The 17,833-nt window shown below is 62.0% G+C and carries 19 protein-coding genes and 2 pseudogenes; 10 read left to right on the plus strand and 11 right to left on the minus strand.

Annotated elements, in window-relative coordinates; translation table 11 throughout:
* Window positions 1-29 precede the first annotated feature (29 nt).
* From FGE05_RS30000 to FGE05_RS30245, 4 genes and pseudogenes are all read right to left on the minus strand, one after another.
* Window positions 30-773, minus strand: a pseudogene (locus tag FGE05_RS30000) (uroporphyrinogen-III synthase); the annotation flags it as partial.
* Window positions 773-1,714, minus strand: a complete 942-nt coding sequence (hemC, locus tag FGE05_RS01780) for a hydroxymethylbilane synthase (RefSeq protein ID WP_139641082.1) — start codon at window positions 1,712-1,714, stop codon at window positions 773-775. The pseudogene FGE05_RS30000 and the gene hemC, both read right to left, overlap by 1 nt.
* A gap of 138 nt (window positions 1,715-1,852) precedes the next feature.
* On the minus strand, window positions 1,853-2,599 hold the full coding sequence (locus tag FGE05_RS01785; protein ID WP_139641084.1) for a LytTR family DNA-binding domain-containing protein: 747 nt from the start codon (window positions 2,597-2,599) through the stop codon (window positions 1,853-1,855).
* Window positions 2,596-2,745, minus strand: a pseudogene (locus FGE05_RS30245) (sensor histidine kinase); the annotation flags it as partial. The gene FGE05_RS01785 and the pseudogene FGE05_RS30245, both read right to left, overlap by 4 nt.
* A gap of 315 nt (window positions 2,746-3,060) precedes the next feature.
* Between FGE05_RS30245 and argH the strand changes: the two are divergent.
* Window positions 3,061-4,455, plus strand: coding sequence for an argininosuccinate lyase (gene argH, locus FGE05_RS01790; RefSeq protein WP_139641086.1), 1,395 nt, complete (start codon window positions 3,061-3,063; stop codon window positions 4,453-4,455).
* A 128-nt stretch (window positions 4,456-4,583) separates the two neighbouring features.
* Here argH and FGE05_RS01795 read toward each other — a convergent pair whose 3' ends face one another.
* Window positions 4,584-5,243 (minus strand): glutathione S-transferase family protein, encoded by a 660-nt coding sequence (locus FGE05_RS01795; protein ID WP_139641087.1) that lies wholly within the window; start codon window positions 5,241-5,243, stop codon window positions 4,584-4,586.
* A 124-nt stretch (window positions 5,244-5,367) separates the two neighbouring features.
* Here FGE05_RS01795 and FGE05_RS01800 point away from each other — a divergent pair, with 124 nt between their 5' ends.
* The 3 genes from FGE05_RS01800 (at window position 5,368) to FGE05_RS01815 (ending at window position 9,150) form a co-directional block, all read left to right on the plus strand.
* Window positions 5,368-5,652, plus strand: coding sequence for a hypothetical protein (locus FGE05_RS01800; RefSeq protein ID WP_139641089.1), 285 nt, complete (start codon window positions 5,368-5,370; stop codon window positions 5,650-5,652).
* 232 nt (window positions 5,653-5,884) lie between these two features.
* Entirely contained in the window at window positions 5,885-6,130 is a 246-nt protein-coding gene (locus tag FGE05_RS01810; RefSeq protein WP_024780550.1) for a TIGR02647 family protein, read from the plus strand.
* 176 nt (window positions 6,131-6,306) lie between these two features.
* Complete coding sequence (locus FGE05_RS01815; RefSeq protein ID WP_139641092.1) at window positions 6,307-9,150, plus strand: class I adenylate cyclase; 2,844 nt, start codon at window positions 6,307-6,309, stop codon at window positions 9,148-9,150.
* 4 nt (window positions 9,151-9,154) lie between these two features.
* On the opposite strand, the gene rnk is transcribed toward FGE05_RS01815, so the two are convergent.
* From rnk to cyaY, 3 genes are all read right to left on the minus strand, one after another.
* Window positions 9,155-9,565, minus strand: a complete 411-nt coding sequence (gene rnk, locus FGE05_RS01820; RefSeq protein WP_139641094.1) for a nucleoside diphosphate kinase regulator — start codon at window positions 9,563-9,565, stop codon at window positions 9,155-9,157.
* 267 nt (window positions 9,566-9,832) lie between these two features.
* Entirely contained in the window at window positions 9,833-10,051 is a 219-nt protein-coding gene (locus FGE05_RS01825; RefSeq protein WP_139641095.1) for a DUF1289 domain-containing protein, read from the minus strand.
* A gap of 4 nt (window positions 10,052-10,055) precedes the next feature.
* A complete protein-coding gene (cyaY, locus tag FGE05_RS01830) occupies window positions 10,056-10,388 on the minus strand; it encodes an iron donor protein CyaY (protein WP_139641097.1) in 333 nt (110 codons plus the stop codon).
* A gap of 226 nt (window positions 10,389-10,614) precedes the next feature.
* Here cyaY and FGE05_RS01835 point away from each other — a divergent pair, with 226 nt between their 5' ends.
* Genes FGE05_RS01835 through FGE05_RS01860 form a run of 6 tightly spaced genes read left to right on the plus strand, consistent with a single transcriptional unit; the run spans window position 10,615 to window position 15,219 of the window.
* The gene (locus FGE05_RS01835; RefSeq protein ID WP_139641099.1) at window positions 10,615-10,785 is read left to right on the plus strand and encodes a lipoprotein; all 171 of its coding nucleotides are present in this window, start codon (window positions 10,615-10,617) and stop codon (window positions 10,783-10,785) included.
* 9 nt (window positions 10,786-10,794) lie between these two features.
* Window positions 10,795-12,042, plus strand: coding sequence for a diaminopimelate decarboxylase (gene lysA / locus FGE05_RS01840; protein WP_139641100.1), 1,248 nt, complete (start codon window positions 10,795-10,797; stop codon window positions 12,040-12,042).
* Window positions 12,043-12,046: 4 nt separating this feature from the next.
* A complete protein-coding gene (gene dapF, locus FGE05_RS01845) occupies window positions 12,047-12,877 on the plus strand; it encodes a diaminopimelate epimerase (protein WP_139641102.1) in 831 nt (276 codons plus the stop codon).
* A 13-nt stretch (window positions 12,878-12,890) separates the two neighbouring features.
* Window positions 12,891-13,616 (plus strand): DUF484 family protein, encoded by a 726-nt coding sequence (locus FGE05_RS01850; RefSeq protein ID WP_139641104.1) that lies wholly within the window; start codon window positions 12,891-12,893, stop codon window positions 13,614-13,616.
* A gap of 2 nt (window positions 13,617-13,618) precedes the next feature.
* Window positions 13,619-14,518, plus strand: coding sequence for a tyrosine recombinase XerC (xerC, locus tag FGE05_RS01855; RefSeq protein ID WP_055127496.1), 900 nt, complete (start codon window positions 13,619-13,621; stop codon window positions 14,516-14,518).
* Window positions 14,515-15,219, plus strand: a complete 705-nt coding sequence (locus tag FGE05_RS01860) for an HAD family hydrolase (protein ID WP_139641106.1) — start codon at window positions 14,515-14,517, stop codon at window positions 15,217-15,219. The genes xerC and FGE05_RS01860 overlap by 4 nt, the downstream gene beginning before the upstream one ends.
* A 195-nt stretch (window positions 15,220-15,414) precedes the next feature.
* Here FGE05_RS01860 and sutA read toward each other — a convergent pair whose 3' ends face one another.
* The 3 genes from sutA to FGE05_RS01875 all read right to left on the minus strand — a co-directional run bounded on the left by sutA (window position 15,415) and on the right by FGE05_RS01875 (window position 17,812).
* Window positions 15,415-15,738 carry a transcriptional regulator SutA gene (sutA, locus tag FGE05_RS01865; RefSeq protein WP_024780560.1) on the minus strand — a complete coding sequence of 108 codons (324 nt, stop codon included), beginning with the start codon at window positions 15,736-15,738 and terminating at the stop codon, window positions 15,415-15,417.
* 101 nt (window positions 15,739-15,839) lie between these two features.
* Window positions 15,840-16,265 (minus strand): secondary thiamine-phosphate synthase enzyme YjbQ, encoded by a 426-nt coding sequence (locus tag FGE05_RS01870; RefSeq protein WP_024780561.1) that lies wholly within the window; start codon window positions 16,263-16,265, stop codon window positions 15,840-15,842.
* Between the two features lie 212 nt (window positions 16,266-16,477).
* Window positions 16,478-17,812 (minus strand): ammonium transporter, encoded by a 1,335-nt coding sequence (locus tag FGE05_RS01875; RefSeq protein ID WP_139641108.1) that lies wholly within the window; start codon window positions 17,810-17,812, stop codon window positions 16,478-16,480.
* Window positions 17,813-17,833: the final 21 nt, after the last annotated feature.

Consider the following 17,833-nt stretch of genomic DNA (forward strand, 5'->3'; position numbering starts at 1 on the left):
TCCTTTGCATTAGAAAACGGCACGGATTGTTCCCGTAAAGCCGCCAGCAAAGCCGCGGCACTGGCGCCACGACAATCCACAACTGATCGGGCCCCGGCGGCCCGCGCTATCTCGGCAACCCTGGGGCTTGGGACAAACAACGGCAACCGCGCCAGATCGGGCCAGGCGGCACCCGCCAGGCGGTGAAGATGCTCGAAGCTCTGCCCACTGCTGACCATCAGTGCGTTCAAGCGTTCCGCTTCGACCTTCGCCAGCAGTTCGCCTTCGCGATACTCAGGCAGGCCTCGCCGGTACAATTCCAGATAATCGACGCTAGCACCTTGCTCGCGCAAGCGCTCTGCCAGCAAACCGCGGCCGCCCTCACCACGCACGATCAGAACCTGGGGATTGCTCCGGGTGAGAGCCTGACGCAACACCGGGAGTTCCAGCAAGGCTTCGCTGTCGTCGCCATCGTCCGGATAAAACACCGTGAGGCCCGCATCGGCCAGGATCTGCCCGGTGGCTGCGCCCACGCTGAACCAGGGTTGCTCCGGCGGCTCCGGCCAATATTCACGCAGTTGCTCCAGGCACAACCGGGCGGCCGGCTTGCTGACGACGATCACGGCGCAGTACTGGTCGAGCCGCTGCAGCATCGCTCGGCCGGAATCGGAGAGGGGAATCGGTTCGATAGCCAGCAACGGCAGGCTGCTGCTGAATACGCCAGCCTCGGCCAAGACAGCAGCCAGGGCCGACGACTCGTCCTCCGGCCGGGTCAGCAGCAACCGCCAGCCCATCACGCGTGGCCAGCCTCGCCGTAGACCTTCTTGAGGATCTCGCCAGCGCCCTGGCTCAGCAGGTCTTCAGCGACCCGCACCCCCAGCGCTTCGGCATCGCCCCGGGGCGCCCGGGCTTCGGAGCTGAGCAGCGTGCCGCCGTCCGGATCGCCCACCAGGCCACGTAACCAGACCTGTTCGCCTTCCAGCACGGCGTAGCAGGCAATCGGTACCTGGCAGCCGCCGTTGAGGTGTTTGTTGAGGGCGCGCTCGGCGAAAACCCGGGTCGCCGTGTCTTCGTGATGCAGAGGAGCCAGCAGCGCGTGGATCCCGCTGTCGGCGCTGCGGCATTCGATGCCTACTGCTCCTTGCCCGCCGGCCGGCAGGCTGTCGTCGACGCTGATGGCCGAGGTGATGCGGTCCTCGAAGCCCAGCCGGATCAGGCCAGCGGCGGCAAGGATGATGGCGTCGTACTCGCCAGCGTCGAGCTTGGCCAGGCGAGTGTTGACGTTGCCTCGCAGAAAACGGATTTGCAGGTCGGGACGACGGGTCAGCAGTTGCGCCTGGCGACGCAGGCTGGACGTGCCGACGACGCTCCCGGCAGGCAACGCGTCAAGGCTGGCAAAGGCGTTGGAAACGAACGCATCGCGCGGGTCTTCGCGCTCGCAGATGCAAAACAGGCCCAGGCCTTCGGGGAAGTCCATGGGCACGTCTTTCATCGAATGCACGGCAATGTCGGCTTCGTTGTCCAGCAGCGCGGTTTCCAATTCCTTGACGAACAAACCCTTGCCACCGATTTTCGACAGTGGCGAATCCAGCAGTTTGTCACCGCGACTGACCATGGGTACCAGCGTCACGACCAGGCCGGGATGGGCGGCCTCCAGACGGGCTTTGACGTACTCGGCCTGCCAGAGGGCCAGGGCGCTTTTACGGGTGGCGATGCGGATCTCGCGAGGGGACATGGATCAATCCGTACTTAAAAGATACGACGGATAATAACAGCTCAGCCAAATTCGCTTTGACTTGAATCACGACCCCAAGGCCTCCCTGGCCGTCAATGTCCTGAAAAATGAATGTCTCGAACGCCCCGCAATCGCGGGCTAAAGCTGCTGCATCATCTTGCGCACGCCCGCCACATGTCGTCGACTGACAATCAGCGCGTCGCCATTGAGGCCTTTGAGAAACAGCTGAAAATGCCCGAGGGGCGTGCGTTGCAGACGCTCGATGCGCTCGCGGGCCACCAGGGCGTTGCGGTGGATACGCACGAACCGCTCGCCGAACTCGTCCTCGAGTGCCTTGAGGGGCTCGTCCAGGAGCACCTCGCCACTCTCATGGCGCAAGGTCACGTATTTATGGTCGGCAATGAAGTAGACCACCTGGTTCAACGGGATCAGTTCGATGCCCTTGCGGGTTCGCGCACTGATGTGGCTGCGCGGGCCGCTGCCACTTTCCGCTGCCGGACGGGTCAGCGCCGCCAGTTGCACGCGGTTGGGCCGTTCGGCCTTGCGCAAGGCGTCAAGCAACGCCTCGGATGCCACCGGCTTGACCAGATAGCCCACGGCACCGGCCTGCAATATCTCGGGCGGGAAGTCGTCCCGGGTGGTACAGAACACCACGGCGGGGGGCGACTCTCGTTCGCACAGCTTCGCCGCCACCTGCAGACCATCCAGGCCAGGCATGCGAATGTCGAGCAGCACGATATCCGGCTTGTGGCTGTCGATAAGGGCCAACGCCTCGTCGCCATTGGTGGCGCTCGGCTCCAGGACACTGTAACCCTCGAGCTCGCCAACCATTCGGCTCAGGCGCTCGCGGGCCAGTGGTTCGTCATCAACGATCAGGACATTCATATTGCGCTGGATTCCTGCGTGAGTCTCGCACAAGGATAGCGTAGACAGGGGAAGTGACATCCGTCACCGCGATCCACGCTAAGACTCGCTCGAGGGCCAAAAAGTGCCGCGAGGCGGTTGCCTATCTTTACCAGCGCTTGCCGACCGATGCTCGAGGCCCGTTGTCGCACGGCGTCGCCGCGGGGATTGTTGATTTTCGATCTGATCAATATTGAGCCCCCCTGGTTGGTTCGCCCCATGCGCCATGATGGAAAAAGCAAAACTCCTATCGTCCACTGTAGACGGTTGCCGCGACGATATTGCTCAATCGGAAAATATCGTTGTGCAGAAAACCTGCTTGCACGCCCGGCTCGTGCGTAAAAAACCTGCCGACCAGTGCCAGCGCCAGCCCCGGCAACCCTGCTATCATCCGCCGCAGCCTTTAACCGCTACTTTTTCCACAGCCGATCACGAGCGAATTCATGAGCACTGACAAGACCAATCAGTCCTGGGGCGGCCGCTTCAGTGAACCCGTCGACGCCTTCGTCGCCCGCTTCACCGCCTCCGTCAATTTTGACCAGCGCCTGTATCGCCACGACATCATGGGTTCGATCGCCCACGCCACCATGCTGGCCAAGGTCGGCGTACTGACCGATGCCGAGCGCGACAGCATCATCGATGGCCTGAAGACCATCCAGGGTGAAATCGAGGCCGGTCAATTCGACTGGCGTGTCGACCTTGAAGACGTGCACATGAACATCGAAGCGCGCCTGACCGATCGCATCGGCGTGACCGGCAAGAAACTGCACACCGGCCGCAGTCGCAACGACCAGGTCGCCACCGACATCCGCCTGTGGCTGCGTGATGAAATCGACCTGATCCTGGCCGAGATCACCCGCCTGCAGAAAGGCCTGCTGGAACAGGCTGAACGTGAAGCCGAGAGCATCATGCCCGGCTTCACCCATCTGCAGACCGCTCAACCCGTGACCTTCGGGCATCACATGCTGGCCTGGTTCGAAATGCTCAGCCGCGACTACGAGCGCCTGGTCGATTGCCGCAAGCGCACCAACCGCATGCCCCTGGGCAGCGCCGCGCTGGCCGGCACCACCTACCCGATCGATCGCGAATACACCGCCCAACTGCTGGGCTTCGACGCTGTGGGCGGCAACTCGCTGGATAACGTCTCGGACCGCGATTTCGCCATCGAATTCTGCGCCGCCGCGAGCATCGCGATGATGCACCTGTCGCGCTTCTCCGAAGAACTGGTGCTGTGGACCAGCGCGCAATTCCAGTTCATTGACCTGCCGGATCGCTTCTGCACCGGCAGCTCGATCATGCCGCAAAAGAAAAACCCCGACGTACCGGAGCTGGTACGGGGCAAGAGCGGCCGGGTGTTCGGCGCACTGATGGGCCTGTTGACCCTGATGAAAGGCCAACCGCTGGCCTACAACAAGGACAACCAGGAAGACAAGGAACCGCTGTTCGACGCCGCCGATACCCTGCGCGACTCGCTGCGCGCCTTTGCCGACATGATCCCGGCCATCAAGCCCAAGCACGCGGTGATGCGTGAAGCGGCCCTGCGCGGCTTCTCCACCGCGACGGACCTGGCCGACTACCTGGTGCGCCGTGGCCTGCCATTCCGCGACTGCCATGAAATCGTCGGTCATGCCGTGAAATATGGCGTGGACAACGGCAAGGATCTGGCGGAGATGAGCCTGGACGAACTGCGCCAGTTCAGCGACCAGATCGAGCAGGACGTGTTTGCGGTGCTGACACTGGAAGGCTCGGTCAACGCCCGTGACCACATCGGCGGCACGGCACCGGCGCAGGTCAAGGCTGCCGTGGTGCGCGGCCAGGCGTTGCTTGCCGGTCGCTAGAACCTAACAGCATCGCGAGCAGGCTCGCTCCCGCATGGATCTTCAGTGAACACAAAGTTGTGAACATACAGAGATCCCCTGTGGGAGCGAGCCTGCTCGCGAAAGCAATCGCTAGAGCAGTATAAAGTTCACTTCTTGGCAGCGATCATCGCCAAAAACTCTGGCATCCCCGCTTCCCTGTCCGCCGCGATCCGCTGTACGTGCGGATTCGTCCCCAACCGTTCCATCAGCGCCTTGGCCGCCGGCATGTCTGCGAACAGGTCGATATCGAACAATTTTTTGCCCACCTGTAAGGCTGGCGAAACACCATAGAGAAAGTACAAGTCGGCAATGCTCAAGCTGTCGCCCGCGACATAAGGTGAGAACTTTCCGTGCCTGCCCAGCGAGGCGAACCCCAGCAGCAGTTCAGCCTTGCTCTTTTCCTTGATGGCATCGGGTACTGTCATGCCGAAGAATGCCTCGGCGTAGCAGGCGCGCCCTGGCAGCTCGATGTACAGCTCGATCTCCCGGCACAGGGCCAGGACCTGGGCACGCTCGAACGGATCGGCGGGCAACAGGGCCTTGCCGGACTGGGTTTGCTCGATGTACTCGAGGATCACGCTGGTTTCGCTGATGAAGCCCTGCTCGGTTTTCAGCACAGGCACTTTGCCCCGTGGGCTGATGGCGAGTATTTCCGGGGTCTGCTTGCCATAGAACGACACTTCTTCGAAGGGCACGCCCTTCTCCAGCAATGCCAGTTTGACCATGTTGTAATAGTTACTGGCGCAGAAACCATAAAGCTTGAGCATTGCAGATACCTCCAGTCCGTGTGGGGTGGGCAGCCTTGCGTTATAGACTGTCGGGAGGTTTCGCGCTAGGCGCATCACGCCGCTGAATGCAGGTAAACTGGCGCCTTTCTCACAGGAGCCTGCCATGAGCGAGCCAACCGACATCGACAATGACGAAGAAGAATTCGTCGAGTCGACCCTGATCGAAGCCATTGAAAACCAGATCGAAAGCGGCAACCCGCCAGCGGCCAAGGCCACCTTCAACAAACTGACTCTGGTCAATTACGAGCGCGAAGACATCCTGAACCTCATGGCCCATGTGCTGGCCTTCGAGATCGACGCCATGCTCGATGAAGACCGCCCGTTCAATACCCAATGGTATGAAGACGCGTTGCGCAAACTGCCCGAGCTGCCACCGGAAAAGAACTGAACCCGCTGCGGTGGGAGGGACTGCCTCAAACACTGTGGGAGCAAGGCTTGCCCGCGATGAAACCGATGCGATCGCTCATGAATCGAGGCGCCTGCATCGCGAGCAAGCTTTGCTCCCACACCCGCTCCATCGCCCAAAACAAAAAAAGCCTGCCTCTACACTGGACAGCTCGGCTGAGTGCGCTCACCTTAGTGACGCTATCGACCATATTCCTAGAAAGTCTGGAGTCCTTATGTCGCTTACCCCTGAGCTGGTTGCCGAACTGGAAATCCTTGCACTCTTCAACCTGGACAGTTCCCAGGAAGGCCTGAAAATCCATCAGACCGCTGCCCCTAAAGCCATTGCCGCTGCCCAACGCCTGTACGACAAAGAACTGATCACCCAACCCGACGGCGGTTATCTGACCAGCCTGGGTCGTGACGCCGCGCAAAACGTACAAACCGTCCTGACGATACTCAGCGTCCAAGAAGCTGCCTGACTCTCCCTGTCGCCCACGGAAATCTGCTTCGCCGGATTTCCGCAGGCGCGGGCGCCTTGCGTGAAAAATCTGACGTCCACACCCTACTTTCAGCTTAAGAATTCACCGTCCCGGACGCTAAACTGCCATCACCTCTGATTTCCCACGTTCGACGCCGCGAGCCGGTTTGAGCCGACATGACCCGCAATCACGAAATACGCCCCGATCTGGACGAGGGAATCGACCGCAAGGTCCTCAGCCAGCTGCGCGCACGTTTTCTCAAGCTCAACACCGTCCGGATGGATCGCGCCATGGACGGCCTGTCGCCTCGCCAGCAGGGCGTGCTGACGCTGCTTCCTTTGTTTTTCCACGTCAACCATCCGCTGCTGCCAGGCTACGTCTCCGGCAGCACACCGGCCGGGCTGTCGAACTACGAGCCCGACGCCAGCGTCCTCGCCGACGCCCAGCGACTGACCCGATCGTTTTCCTACAAGCCACGCCATGGCAGCAATCCGCCGCGCCCCATCCTGGGTTTGTATCTGATGGGCAGCCTGGGCACCCTCGCCCAGGCGGACCAGAGTGACATGGATGTGTGGGTCTGCCATGGGCCGGACCTGAGCGACGACGAACTGGCCGAGCTGCGCAAGAAATGCCAACTGCTGGAAGCCTGGGCCGCGACCCAGGGCGCCGAAGCCCATTTTTTCCTGATCGACCCGGCCCGGTTCGTCCAGGGTGAACGGGACAATCAACTCAGCTCCGAAGATTGCGGCACGACTCAGCACTACCTGCTGCTGGACGAGTTCTACCGCACGGCGATCTGGCTGGCCGGGCGCACACCGATCTGGTGGCTGGTGCCGGTCTACGAGGAAGACAACTATGAGGCGTACACCCATACGTTGCTTTCCAAGCGCTTCATCCGCGCCGATGAAACCCTGGACCTCGGGCACCTGGCCTACATCCCGCCAGGGGAGTTCATCGGCGCGGGGCTCTGGCAATTGTTCAAGGGCATCGAGTCGCCCTACAAGTCCGTGCTCAAGCTGCTGCTGACGGAGGTCTACGCCAGCGAACACCCCAATGTCCGGTGCCTGAGCCTGCGCTTCAAGCAAGCCGTGTTCGCCAATCGCCTGGACCTGGAGGAGCTGGACCCGTACATGCTGGTCTACCGCCGTATCGAGGAATACCTCAACGCTCGTGGCGAACCCGAGCGCCTGGAATTGATCCGACGCGCGCTGTACCTGAAGGTCAATCGCAAGCTCACCGGCCAAGGGCGCAGCAGCGGCTGGCAGCGGAGGCTGCTCGAACGCCTGGCCGGGGAATGGGGCTGGGACCCGCGCCAACTGGCGCTGCTGGACAGCCGCAGCCAGTGGAAGGTGCGCCAGGTCAGCAACGAACGCCGCGCGCTGGTCAACGAACTGACCTACAGCTACCGCTTCCTTACCCAGTTCGCCCGCACCGAAAAAACCGTCAGCCTGATCAACAAGCGCGACCTCAACGTCCTTGGCCGCCGGCTGTATGCAGCCTTCGAACGCAAAGCCGACAAGGTCGAGTTCATCAATCCCGGCATCGCCCCGGACCTGGCCGAGGACACCCTGACGCTGGTCCAGTCACCCAACAAGAAAGAACCCGGACAGAACCAGTGGGGGCTCTACAACGGCAGCCTCAACGCCCTGGAGTGGGAGAACTTCGCGCCGATCAAGCGCAGCCGCGAACTGCTGGAACTGCTGACCTGGTGCCATCGCAACGGCGTGATCGACAGCAGCACACACCTGGCGCTGCACCCGGGCGACAGCGACTTGAGTGAGTTCGAGCTATTCAACCTGCTGGGCAGCCTGCAACAGGCCATCGCCCTGCCCCTGGTCACGGTCGAGGAAGAACAGCTGCTGCACGCCAGCGTCCCCAGTGAAGTGCTGATCCTGGTGAACGTCGGCATCGACCCACTCAAGCATCACCGCGACCTGAACATCCTGATGACCACCGAGCGCACCGACTCCCTGAGCTACTCCGGGGTCCGGGAAAACCTGGTACTGACCCTCGATCAGGTCACGCTCAATAGCTGGAATGAAGTACTGGTCAACCGTTTTGATGGCGAGCATGCGCTGCTCGATTGCCTGCGCGACTACCTCAACGACCTGCCCGCCACACAGCACCAGCCGCGCTTGCAGGTGCGCTGTTTCTGCCACAACCGGGCGCAGTTCATTGCGCGGCGGGTCGAAGAAGTCATCGAGACGGCCCAGACGCTGCTGCTGAGCAGACTCAATCACCGCTACTTGCTGCAGGTGCAGCAGTATTATCACGTACTGGAGCTGGTCCCCGGCCAGGTCAGGCACGTGGCGCTGGGCAGCCTGTCGGCGCTGCAGGACTACCTGGGCGAAGAGCTGGGCGCCTACAGCCCGCTGCACCTGGATCCAATGGCCTTGGAGGATCACGACCTGGCGCTGGTCCTGCCCATGGGCCAGCCGGAATGCATCCAGGTGTTCTACCGGGTCAATGAGGACGAGGCTGAGCTGTATGTGCTCGATGAGCTCAATGCCCTTTGGCAACAGCGCCTGCCTTATCACGACGAACACAGCCTGCTGGTGCCGTTGCAGCGCTTCCTGCAATCGGTGCTGTACCGTCGGGACGCCTTGCTGTCGATGGACACCGACCCGCCGTTGGGCCTGGAAACCCTGTACTATCAGCTTTTGCCCTCAGGCAGCGGACGCGCACGCCGGATCGAAATCCGTCCGGCGCCGCAGACACCCGAGAACAAGCCGTTCTATGACGTGCAGGCCATCATCGGCAAGGCGACCCATGGGCAGGTACACGTCACCCTGTATTGCAATCAACAGGAGTTTTCGGAACTGGAGCATGGCGACCAACTGTTCCGTGTGGTCGCCAGCGAGATCGTCGAACAGCGCCGCGAGGCCGAGCGCTATCGCTGCTACATCACCGATCTGGACCTCTCGGGCCTGGTGGGTGATAGCGCCTGCTCAAGCAATCTGTATCTGCGCTACAAGGCCGATCTGGAGCGCGCCCTGAACGAAGCGCTGACCCTGGTCTGAAGCCTCAGAGGTGGAAATCGCCGCCCGCTTCGGGCTGGTATTCCACCGCCAGCAACGTCAGCTTCAACGTCTTGCCGCCCGGTGCCGGCCAATCGATGTGCTGGCCGACCTTCAGCCCCAGCAAGGCGCTGCCCACCGGCGCCAGGATCGAGACCTTGCCTTCGTCGGCATTCGCGTCCTGTGGGTAAACCAGGGTCAGGTGATAGTCCTTGCCGCTGCCTTCCTCGCGGCAATGCACGCGCGCGTTCATGGTCACGACATCGGCGGGCACGTCTTCATGGCTCACCAGAGTCTCGGCGCGGTCCAGTTCGGTTTGCAACGCAATCACGCCCGGCAGCGTTTCGTCGAGACTGTCGATCAGGCGCTCCAGACGTTGGACGTCCAGGCGGGTAAGAGTGATGGAAGGTGCGGTCATGATCCAGGCAGACTCCTTTCTTCTGCACGAAAAAAGCAAAACCCCGCCACAGGAAGACGGGGTTTTTCACAGGCCTCGGTGAGTCGAGGCGTAGCCGGACACTATCACAGCTCAAAAAATATACAACCCGGGCCAGACAGATACACGATTGCCAGGTCCAGACAGTTCCTGTGGGAGCGAGCCTGCTCGCGATGGCGTCCGATCAATCAGCATTGATGTGACTGACACGCCGCCATCGCGAGCAGGCTCGCTCCCACGTGTATGCATTCACTTTCGATTCTGGCGCTTGAGCGCCTCGGCACAGATCACCCGCCGGCGCGCATCATCAGCCGAGCGCCACTCACGGATATCCTCCACATGGCGGAAACAGCCGAGGCAAACCTTCTGCTCATCCAGCTTGCACACGCTGGTGCACGGCGACGGCACGGCAGGGCTGACGTTGCTGTAGAGCGGCTTGGATGGCCGCGCCGGGACGGTCTGGCTCACGTTGTCACAGGCCTTCAAACTCGAATTCCACACCGGCCTGCTGCTTGACGATGCGCTCCAGCATCTCGCCCAACTGCTCCTCGCTCTTGTCGCACATCCAGCGCTCGCTTTCCTCGTCGTAGTCGAAATGGTAACCACCGGACACCGCCGCCAGCCACAACTGCCGCAGCGGTTCCTGACGACTGAAGATCAACTGGCTGCCGTTTTCGAACTTGACAGTGAGCACGCCGGCGGAGCTTTCCAGATCAATGTCCAGTTCGCTCTCATCGAAGATATCCTCCAGCATTTGCTGGGTGGTATCGACCAGATCGTGAAAACGGGCTTCAGTCAAACTCATTGCGACAACCTCGAAAATGTCTGCTCATGCTCAAGCGCCGCAAGATACGGGCGCTTCCCGACGATTGCAAAGGATATACCGACAACCACGGTCGGGGGCCGTGAAATGTCCGCGGAACCAGGCATATAGGCCACCAGCCCCGCCGGACGGGAGCCCCGTTGCATAGGCAAGCCGCCGGGTGGCCGGTATACTCCGGCGCAATTAACGCATTTTCAAGGATTTCGCCATGAAGCGCCTGATCTCTTCCCTTGCTGCGCTCGTCGCGGTTGCCTGCCTAGTGACAGCCTGTGGTCAAAAAGGTCCGCTGTACCTGCCTGATGACAGCAAGTCCCCTGAAGAGCAGGCCAAGTCGTCGCAATCCAAGTCCCACTCGCACGACACCCACTCCACCTACTAAGGGAACGCCATGGACGCTTTTAACTACCGTGGCGGGGAGCTGTTCGCGGAAGGGGTTGCCCTGTCCGCCATTGCCGAACGTTTCGGCACGCCGACCTACGTCTACTCCCGTGCCCACATCGAAGCCCAGTACCGGACCTTCGCCGACGCCCTCGCCGGCATGCCGCACCTGGTGTGTTTCGCCGTGAAGGCCAACTCCAACCTGGGTGTGCTCAATATCCTGGCGCGCCTGGGTGCAGGTTTCGACATTGTCTCCGGCGGCGAACTCGAACGAGTGCTGGCGGCTGGCGGCAGCCCTGACAAGATCGTCTTCTCCGGTGTCGGCAAGACCCGCGAGGACATGCGCCGTGCCCTGGAAGTCGGCGTGCATTGCTTCAACATCGAATCCACCGACGAACTGGAACGTCTGCAGGTCGTCGCCGCCGAGCTGGGCGTACGCGCACCGGTTTCCCTGCGCGTGAACCCGGACGTCGATGCCGGCACCCACCCGTACATTTCCACCGGTCTCAAGGAAAACAAGTTCGGCATCGCCATCGCCGATGCCGAAGACGTCTATGTGCGTGCCGCCCAACTGCCTAACCTGGAAGTCCTGGGCGTCGATTGCCACATCGGCTCGCAACTGACCACCCTCGACCCCTTCATCGATGCTCTCGACCGCCTGCTGGCGCTGGTCGACCGTCTCGGCGATTGCGGCATCTACCTGCGTCATATCGACCTGGGTGGCGGTGTCGGCGTGCGTTACCGCGATGAGGAGCCGCCGCTGGTGGCCGACTACATCAAGACCGTTCGTGAGCGTCTCGAAGGTCGCGACCTGGCGTTGATGTTCGAGCCAGGCCGCTACATCGTGGCCAATGCCGGCGTGCTGCTGACCCAGGTCGAGTACCTCAAGCACACCGAGCACAAGGACTTCGCCATCGTCGACGCGGCCATGAACGACCTGATCCGCCCGGCGCTGTACCAGGCGTGGATGGATGTGACCGCCGTGCGCCCCCGCGATACCGCAGCCCGTAGCTACGACATCGTCGGCCCGATCTGCGAAACCGGTGACTTCCTGGCCAAGGGCCGGGAGCTGGCACTGGAGGAAGGCGACCTGCTGGCGGTGCATTCGGCCGGTGCCTATGGGTTTGTCATGAGTTCCAACTACAACACCCGCGGCCGCTGCGCCGAGGTGCTGGTGGACGGTGATCAAGCATTCGAAGTGCGTCGCCGCGAGACGGTAGCCGAGTTGTTTGCCGGCGAAAGCCTGCTACCGGAGTAAAACCATGCTGCTGCGTTTTACCAAGATGCACGGCCTGGGCAATGACTTCATGGTTCTCGACCTGGTCAGCCAGCACGCGCACATTCTGCCCAAGCATGCCAAGCAATGGGGCGATCGGCACACAGGTATCGGTTTCGACCAGTTGCTGATCGTCGAGGCGCCCAACAACCCGGACGTGGACTTTCGTTATCGGATCTTCAACGCCGACGGTTCGGAAGTGGAACAATGCGGCAACGGCGCACGCTGCTTCGCCCGCTTCGTGCTGGACAAGCGCCTGACGGCCAAACGCAGGATTCGCGTCGAGACCAAAAGCGGCATCATCGAGTTGGATGTGCGCAACGACGGTCAGATCGGCGTCAACATGGGCGCTCCCCGCCTGGTGCCGGCAGATATCCCGTTCGAAGCATCGGCCCAGGCCCTGAGCTATCAGCTGGACGTCGATGACACCACGGTAGAACTGGCGGCGGTGTCCATGGGCAATCCCCATGCCGTGCTGCGAGTCAGCGACATCAATAGCGCGCCGGTGCATGAACTGGGGCCGAAGATCGAGAACCATCCGCGCTTTCCAGCACGGGTGAACGTGGGTTTCCTGCAGGTCATCGACCGTCACCGCGCGCAACTGCGCGTCTGGGAACGCGGTGCCGGGGAAACCCAGGCCTGCGGCACCGGCGCCTGCGCCGCCGCCGTCGCTGCGATCAGCCAGGGGTGGATGGATTCGCCCCTGTTGATCGACCTGCCCGGCGGGCGCCTGTCCATCGAATGGGCAGGCCCCGGCCAACCGGTGATGATGACCGGCCCGGCAGTGCGCGTATACGAAGGACAAGTTCGTCTTTGAGTGAGCCAAACCCATGACCGACAAGCCACAGGTTCCAGCGCCACAGCCCGATGAATCCTCGAGCCCGCTTCCGGAGGCCGCGGCGGTGGCCGCTTACCTGGAGGCCCATCCGAATTTCTTCGTCGAACGTGAAGACTTGCTTTCAGTGATGCGCATTCCCCACCGGCGCGGCGACACCGTGTCGCTGGTGGAGCACCAGATGAAGATCCTGCGTGAGCGCAACATCGAGATGCGTCACCGCCTTTCTCACCTGATGGACGTCGCCCGGGACAACGACCGGCTCTTCGACAAGACCCGCCGCCTGATCCTGGCTCTGATGGACGCCAGCACCCTCGAAGACCTGGTCATGAGCGTCGAAGACAGCCTGCGCCAGGATTTTCAGGTGCCCTTTGTCAGCCTGATCCTGTTCGGCGACAACGCCATGCCGGTGGGCCGCTGGGTGACCCATGCCGAAGCGCAGACCGCCATTGGCGGCCTGCTCACCGAGAACAAAAGCGTCAGCGGCAGCTTGCGCGAACACGAGCTGGACTTCCTCTTCGGCGAGGAACAGCGCAAGCAGATCGGCTCCACCGCCGTCGTCGCCATCGCCCACCAAGGCGTCCATGGCGTGCTGGCCATCGCCAGCCGTGACCCGCAGCACTACAAAAGCTCGGTGGGCACGCTGTTCCTGAGCTACATCGCCGAAGTCACCGGCCGGGTACTGCCACGGGTTGCCGGCTCGCTGCGCTCGGTACGCTGATGATGGAACGACAGCTGGACGCCTACTGCGAACACCTGCGCAGTGAGCGCCAGGTGTCACCCCACACGCTGGCGGCCTATCGCCGCGACCTGGAAAAAGTGCTGGGCTGGTGCCAGAAACAGAACGTCGGCAGTTGGCAGGCCCTGGACATCCAGCGCCTGCGCAGCCTGGTGGCGCGCCTGCATCAACAGGGACAGTCGTCCCGCAGCCTGGCGCGCCTGCTCTCCGCGGTACGCGGGTTGTATCACTACCTCAACCGCGAAGGCCTGTGCGATCACGACCCGGCCACCGGCCTGGCTCCGCCCAAGGGCGAGCGTCGCCTGCCGAAAACCCTCGACACCGACCGCGCCCTGCAATTACTTGAAGGCGCAGTCGAGGATGATTTCCTGGCGCGACGGGACCAGGCGATTCTCGAACTGTTCTACTCCTCCGGCCTGCGGCTTTCCGAACTGACAGGGTTGAACCTGGATCAACTGGACCTGGCCGACGGCATGGTCCAGGTGCTCGGCAAGGGCAGCAAGACCCGCCTGCTGCCCATTGGCCGCAAGGCCCGGGAAGCACTGGAGCTGTGGCTGCCGTTGCGCGCCCTGAGCAATCCTGCCGATGACGCGGTATTCGTCAGCCAACAGGGGCGGCGCCTCGGTCCGCGGGCGATCCAGGTGCGGGTCAAGGCTGCCGGCGAACGCGAGCTGGGGCAGAACCTGCATCCGCACATGCTCAGGCACTCCTTCGCCAGCCATGTGCTGGAGTCCTCCCAGGACCTGCGCGCCGTGCAAGAGCTGCTGGGCCACTCGGACATCAAGACCACTCAGATCTATACCCATCTGGACTTCCAGCACCTGGCGACGGTCTATGACAGTGCCCATCCCCGGGCCAAACGCATCAAGGGCGACGAATCATGACCATCGAGCTCATCACTTTCGACCTCGACGACACCTTGTGGGACACCGCCCCGGTGATCGCCACGGCCGAAGCCGTTCTCCGCCAGTGGCTGACCGACAACGCACCTAACCTGGGCGGCGTGCCGGTGGAGCATCTGTTTTCGATTCGCGAGCAGGTATTGCGCGAAGAGCCCGGCCTGAAGCATCGCATCAGCGCATTGCGGCGGCGGGTGCTGTTCCGTGCGCTGCAAGAAGCCGGCTATGACCAGTGGCAAGCGTCCGAGCTGGCGGACCAAGGGTTCGAGACGTTCCTGCATGCCCGCCATCAATTGGAGGTGTTTCCCGAGGTGCAGCCCACCCTGGAAATCCTCGCCAACCACTTCGCCCTTGGCGTGGTCACCAATGGCAACGCCGATGTGCGTCGCCTCGGGCTGGCGGATTACTTCAAGTTCGCGTTGTGTGCCGAGGACATCGGCATCGCCAAGCCTGATGCGCGGCTGTTCCACGAGGCCCTGCAACGCGGCGGCGCCACGGCGCAGACCGCCGTGCACGTTGGCGATCATCCCGGTGACGATATTGCCGGCGCCCAACAGGCCGGCCTGCGGGCGGTGTGGTTCAACCCGGCAGGCAAGGCCTGGGATGCCGACCATGTACCGGATGCGGAGATTCGCAGCCTGACCGAGTTGCCGGGGTTGTTGGCGGGATGGCACAGCCAGGGCTGAATCCGAGAACACCACCAAACCCTGTGGCCTGTGGGAGCGAGCCTGCTCGCGATGAGGGCGTCCCAGTGACGCTCATGTAACAGACACACCGCCATCGCGAGCAGGCTCGCTCCCACAAGGGCCGGCGCAACAGTTTTATGCCCACGAAAAAGCCCGCGACGACGGCGGGCTTTTTCGGCAAGCAGGAAGCAGAACTCAGATAGGGCGGCTGCCGTACTTGTTGTCAGGCTTCTTGGGCGGATCGGCGACCACATTGGCCTCCACTTCCTGCACCTTTCCGCCCCTGGCCAGGAATTCTTCCATGGCCTTGGCGAGCGCATCACGCTCCTTGTTCTTGGCCTCAACGCTCGGCAACTCGTCGACCGACACCGCAGCCTTGGCCTTACCCTTGGCGGTCGGGGCCGGTATATCGGCGCCATCGTCGTCGGCAACGTCTTCGGCTGCCGCTTCCAGGCCGTCTTCGGCCTCGTCTTCTTCACCTACTTCGAGGTCGTCGTTTTCCAGATCATCGTCGCTCATGTTCTACCTCATGACTTGCGAAAAGCAGATTAGTTATAGCCCAGCTACGCCATCTGTCGAAGGCTGCCAGAAAAAATTCAACATCCACCGGCAATCGGCGGTCATGCCCCTTCACCGTACAAGGTGGCGAGGACTTTACGAGCACCGCCATGATCACGGTGCTCGCCCAGATAAACACCTTGCCAGGTACCCAGTGCCAGTCGCCCGTCCGTTACCGGAAGGCTGAGCTGACATCCCAGCACGCTGGCCTTGAAGTGCGCCGGGAGGTCGTCCAGGCCTTCGTCGTTGTGCTCATAATCGGCAGTTCCTTGTGGGATCAGCCGATTGAAAAATCGTTCGAAGTCTCGACGTACCGCCGGATCGGCGTTCTCGTTGATGGTCAACGAGGCCGAGGTATGCTGCAGCCACAGATGCAACAGACCGACGCGACACGCCCGTAGTTCAGGCAGGCCGGCGAGCAACTCGTCCGTCACCAGATGAAAGCCCCGGGGCCTTGCCCGCAGGGTAATCAGCGTCTGTTGCCACATACAGTTCTCCGCACGCTCGGCGCGCATTCTAGCGCGCTCAGGAAAAAAACAAAGAGCCTAATATTCCACCTTCGATGTAAGCCTTTGGCGCTGGAAAACCCCTGCCACCCGCCAGACAAAAAGGCCTCGGAAAAACTGGCTCTTCCTGTGAGCGTTGACAAATCGCAGGCAAAAAAATGCCCGGCGAACCGGGCATATTTTTTTGCGTGGATTTACAGATTGTAGCCACGCTCGTTGTGCTGGGCCAGATCCAGGCCAACAGCCTCTTCTTCCTCGGAGACACGCAGACCCATGACGGCGTCCAGGACCTTGAGGATGATGAAGGTGACGATCGCGGTGTAGATCACCGTGAAGCCCACGCCTTTGACTTGAATCCACACTTGCGCACCGATATCGGTCACGGTGCCGAAGCCACCCAGGGCCGGCGCAGCGAACACACCGGTGAGGATCGCGCCGAGGATACCGCCGATGCCGTGCACGCCGAAGGCATCCAGGGAGTCGTCATAGCCGAGTTTGCGTTTGAGGGTGGTTGCGCAGAAGAAGCACACCACGCCCGCCGCCAGGCCAATCACCAGAGCGCCCATCGGGCCCACGGTGCCAGCCGCCGGAGTGATCGCAACCAGACCCGCCACCACGCCCGAGGCGATGCCCAGTGCGCTTGGCTTGCCGTGGGTGATCCATTCGGCAAACATCCAGCCCAATGCTGCGGCAGCGGTAGCAATCTGAGTGACCAGCATGGCCATGCCGGCCGTGCCGTTGGCGGCGACGGCGGAACCGGCGTTGAAGCCGAACCAGCCGACCCACAGCATGGCGGCGCCCATCAGGGTGTAACCCAGGTTATGCGGTGCCATTGGCGTGGTCGGGAAGCCTTTGCGCTTGCCCAGTACCAGGCACGCCACCAGGCCTGCGATACCGGCGTTGATGTGCACCACGGTGCCGCCGGCGAAGTCCAGCACGCCCCAGTCCCACAGCAGGCCACCGTTACCGGACCAGACCATGTGCGCAATCGGCGCATACACCAGGGTGAACCACACGCCCATGAAGATGAGCATGGCGGAGAACTTCATCCGCTCGGCAAAGGCGCCGACGATCAGGGCCGGGGTGATGATGGCGAAGGTCATCTGGAAAGTGACAAACACCGCTTCAGGGAACAGCGCTGTCGGACCGGTGATGCTCGCCGGAGTCACGCCCGCCAGGAACGCCTTGCCCAGGCCACCGACGAAGGAGTTGAAGTTGACGACGCCCTGCTCCATGCCGGTGGTGTCGAACGCAATGCTGTAGCCATAAATGACCCACAGGATGCTGATCAGACCGGTAATGGCGAAACACTGCATCATCACGGAAAGAAGGTTTTTCGAGCGAACCATGCCGCCGTAGAACAGCGCCAGGCCGGGAATGGTCATGAACAGTACAAGAATCGTGGCTGTCAGCATCCAGGCGGTGTCGCCAGAGTTGAGGACAGGGGCTGCCGCTTCTTCTGCCATGGCCAGGCCAGGCATTACGAAGGACAACAGGGCTCCTAGCCCTGCGAATTTACGCAGAGTCATATTGTTTTCTCCTGGGGCGTT

The sequence above is a fragment of the Pseudomonas sp. ICMP22404 genome, from assembly GCF_006227205.1.
Classification (GTDB): domain Bacteria; phylum Pseudomonadota; class Gammaproteobacteria; order Pseudomonadales; family Pseudomonadaceae; genus Aquipseudomonas.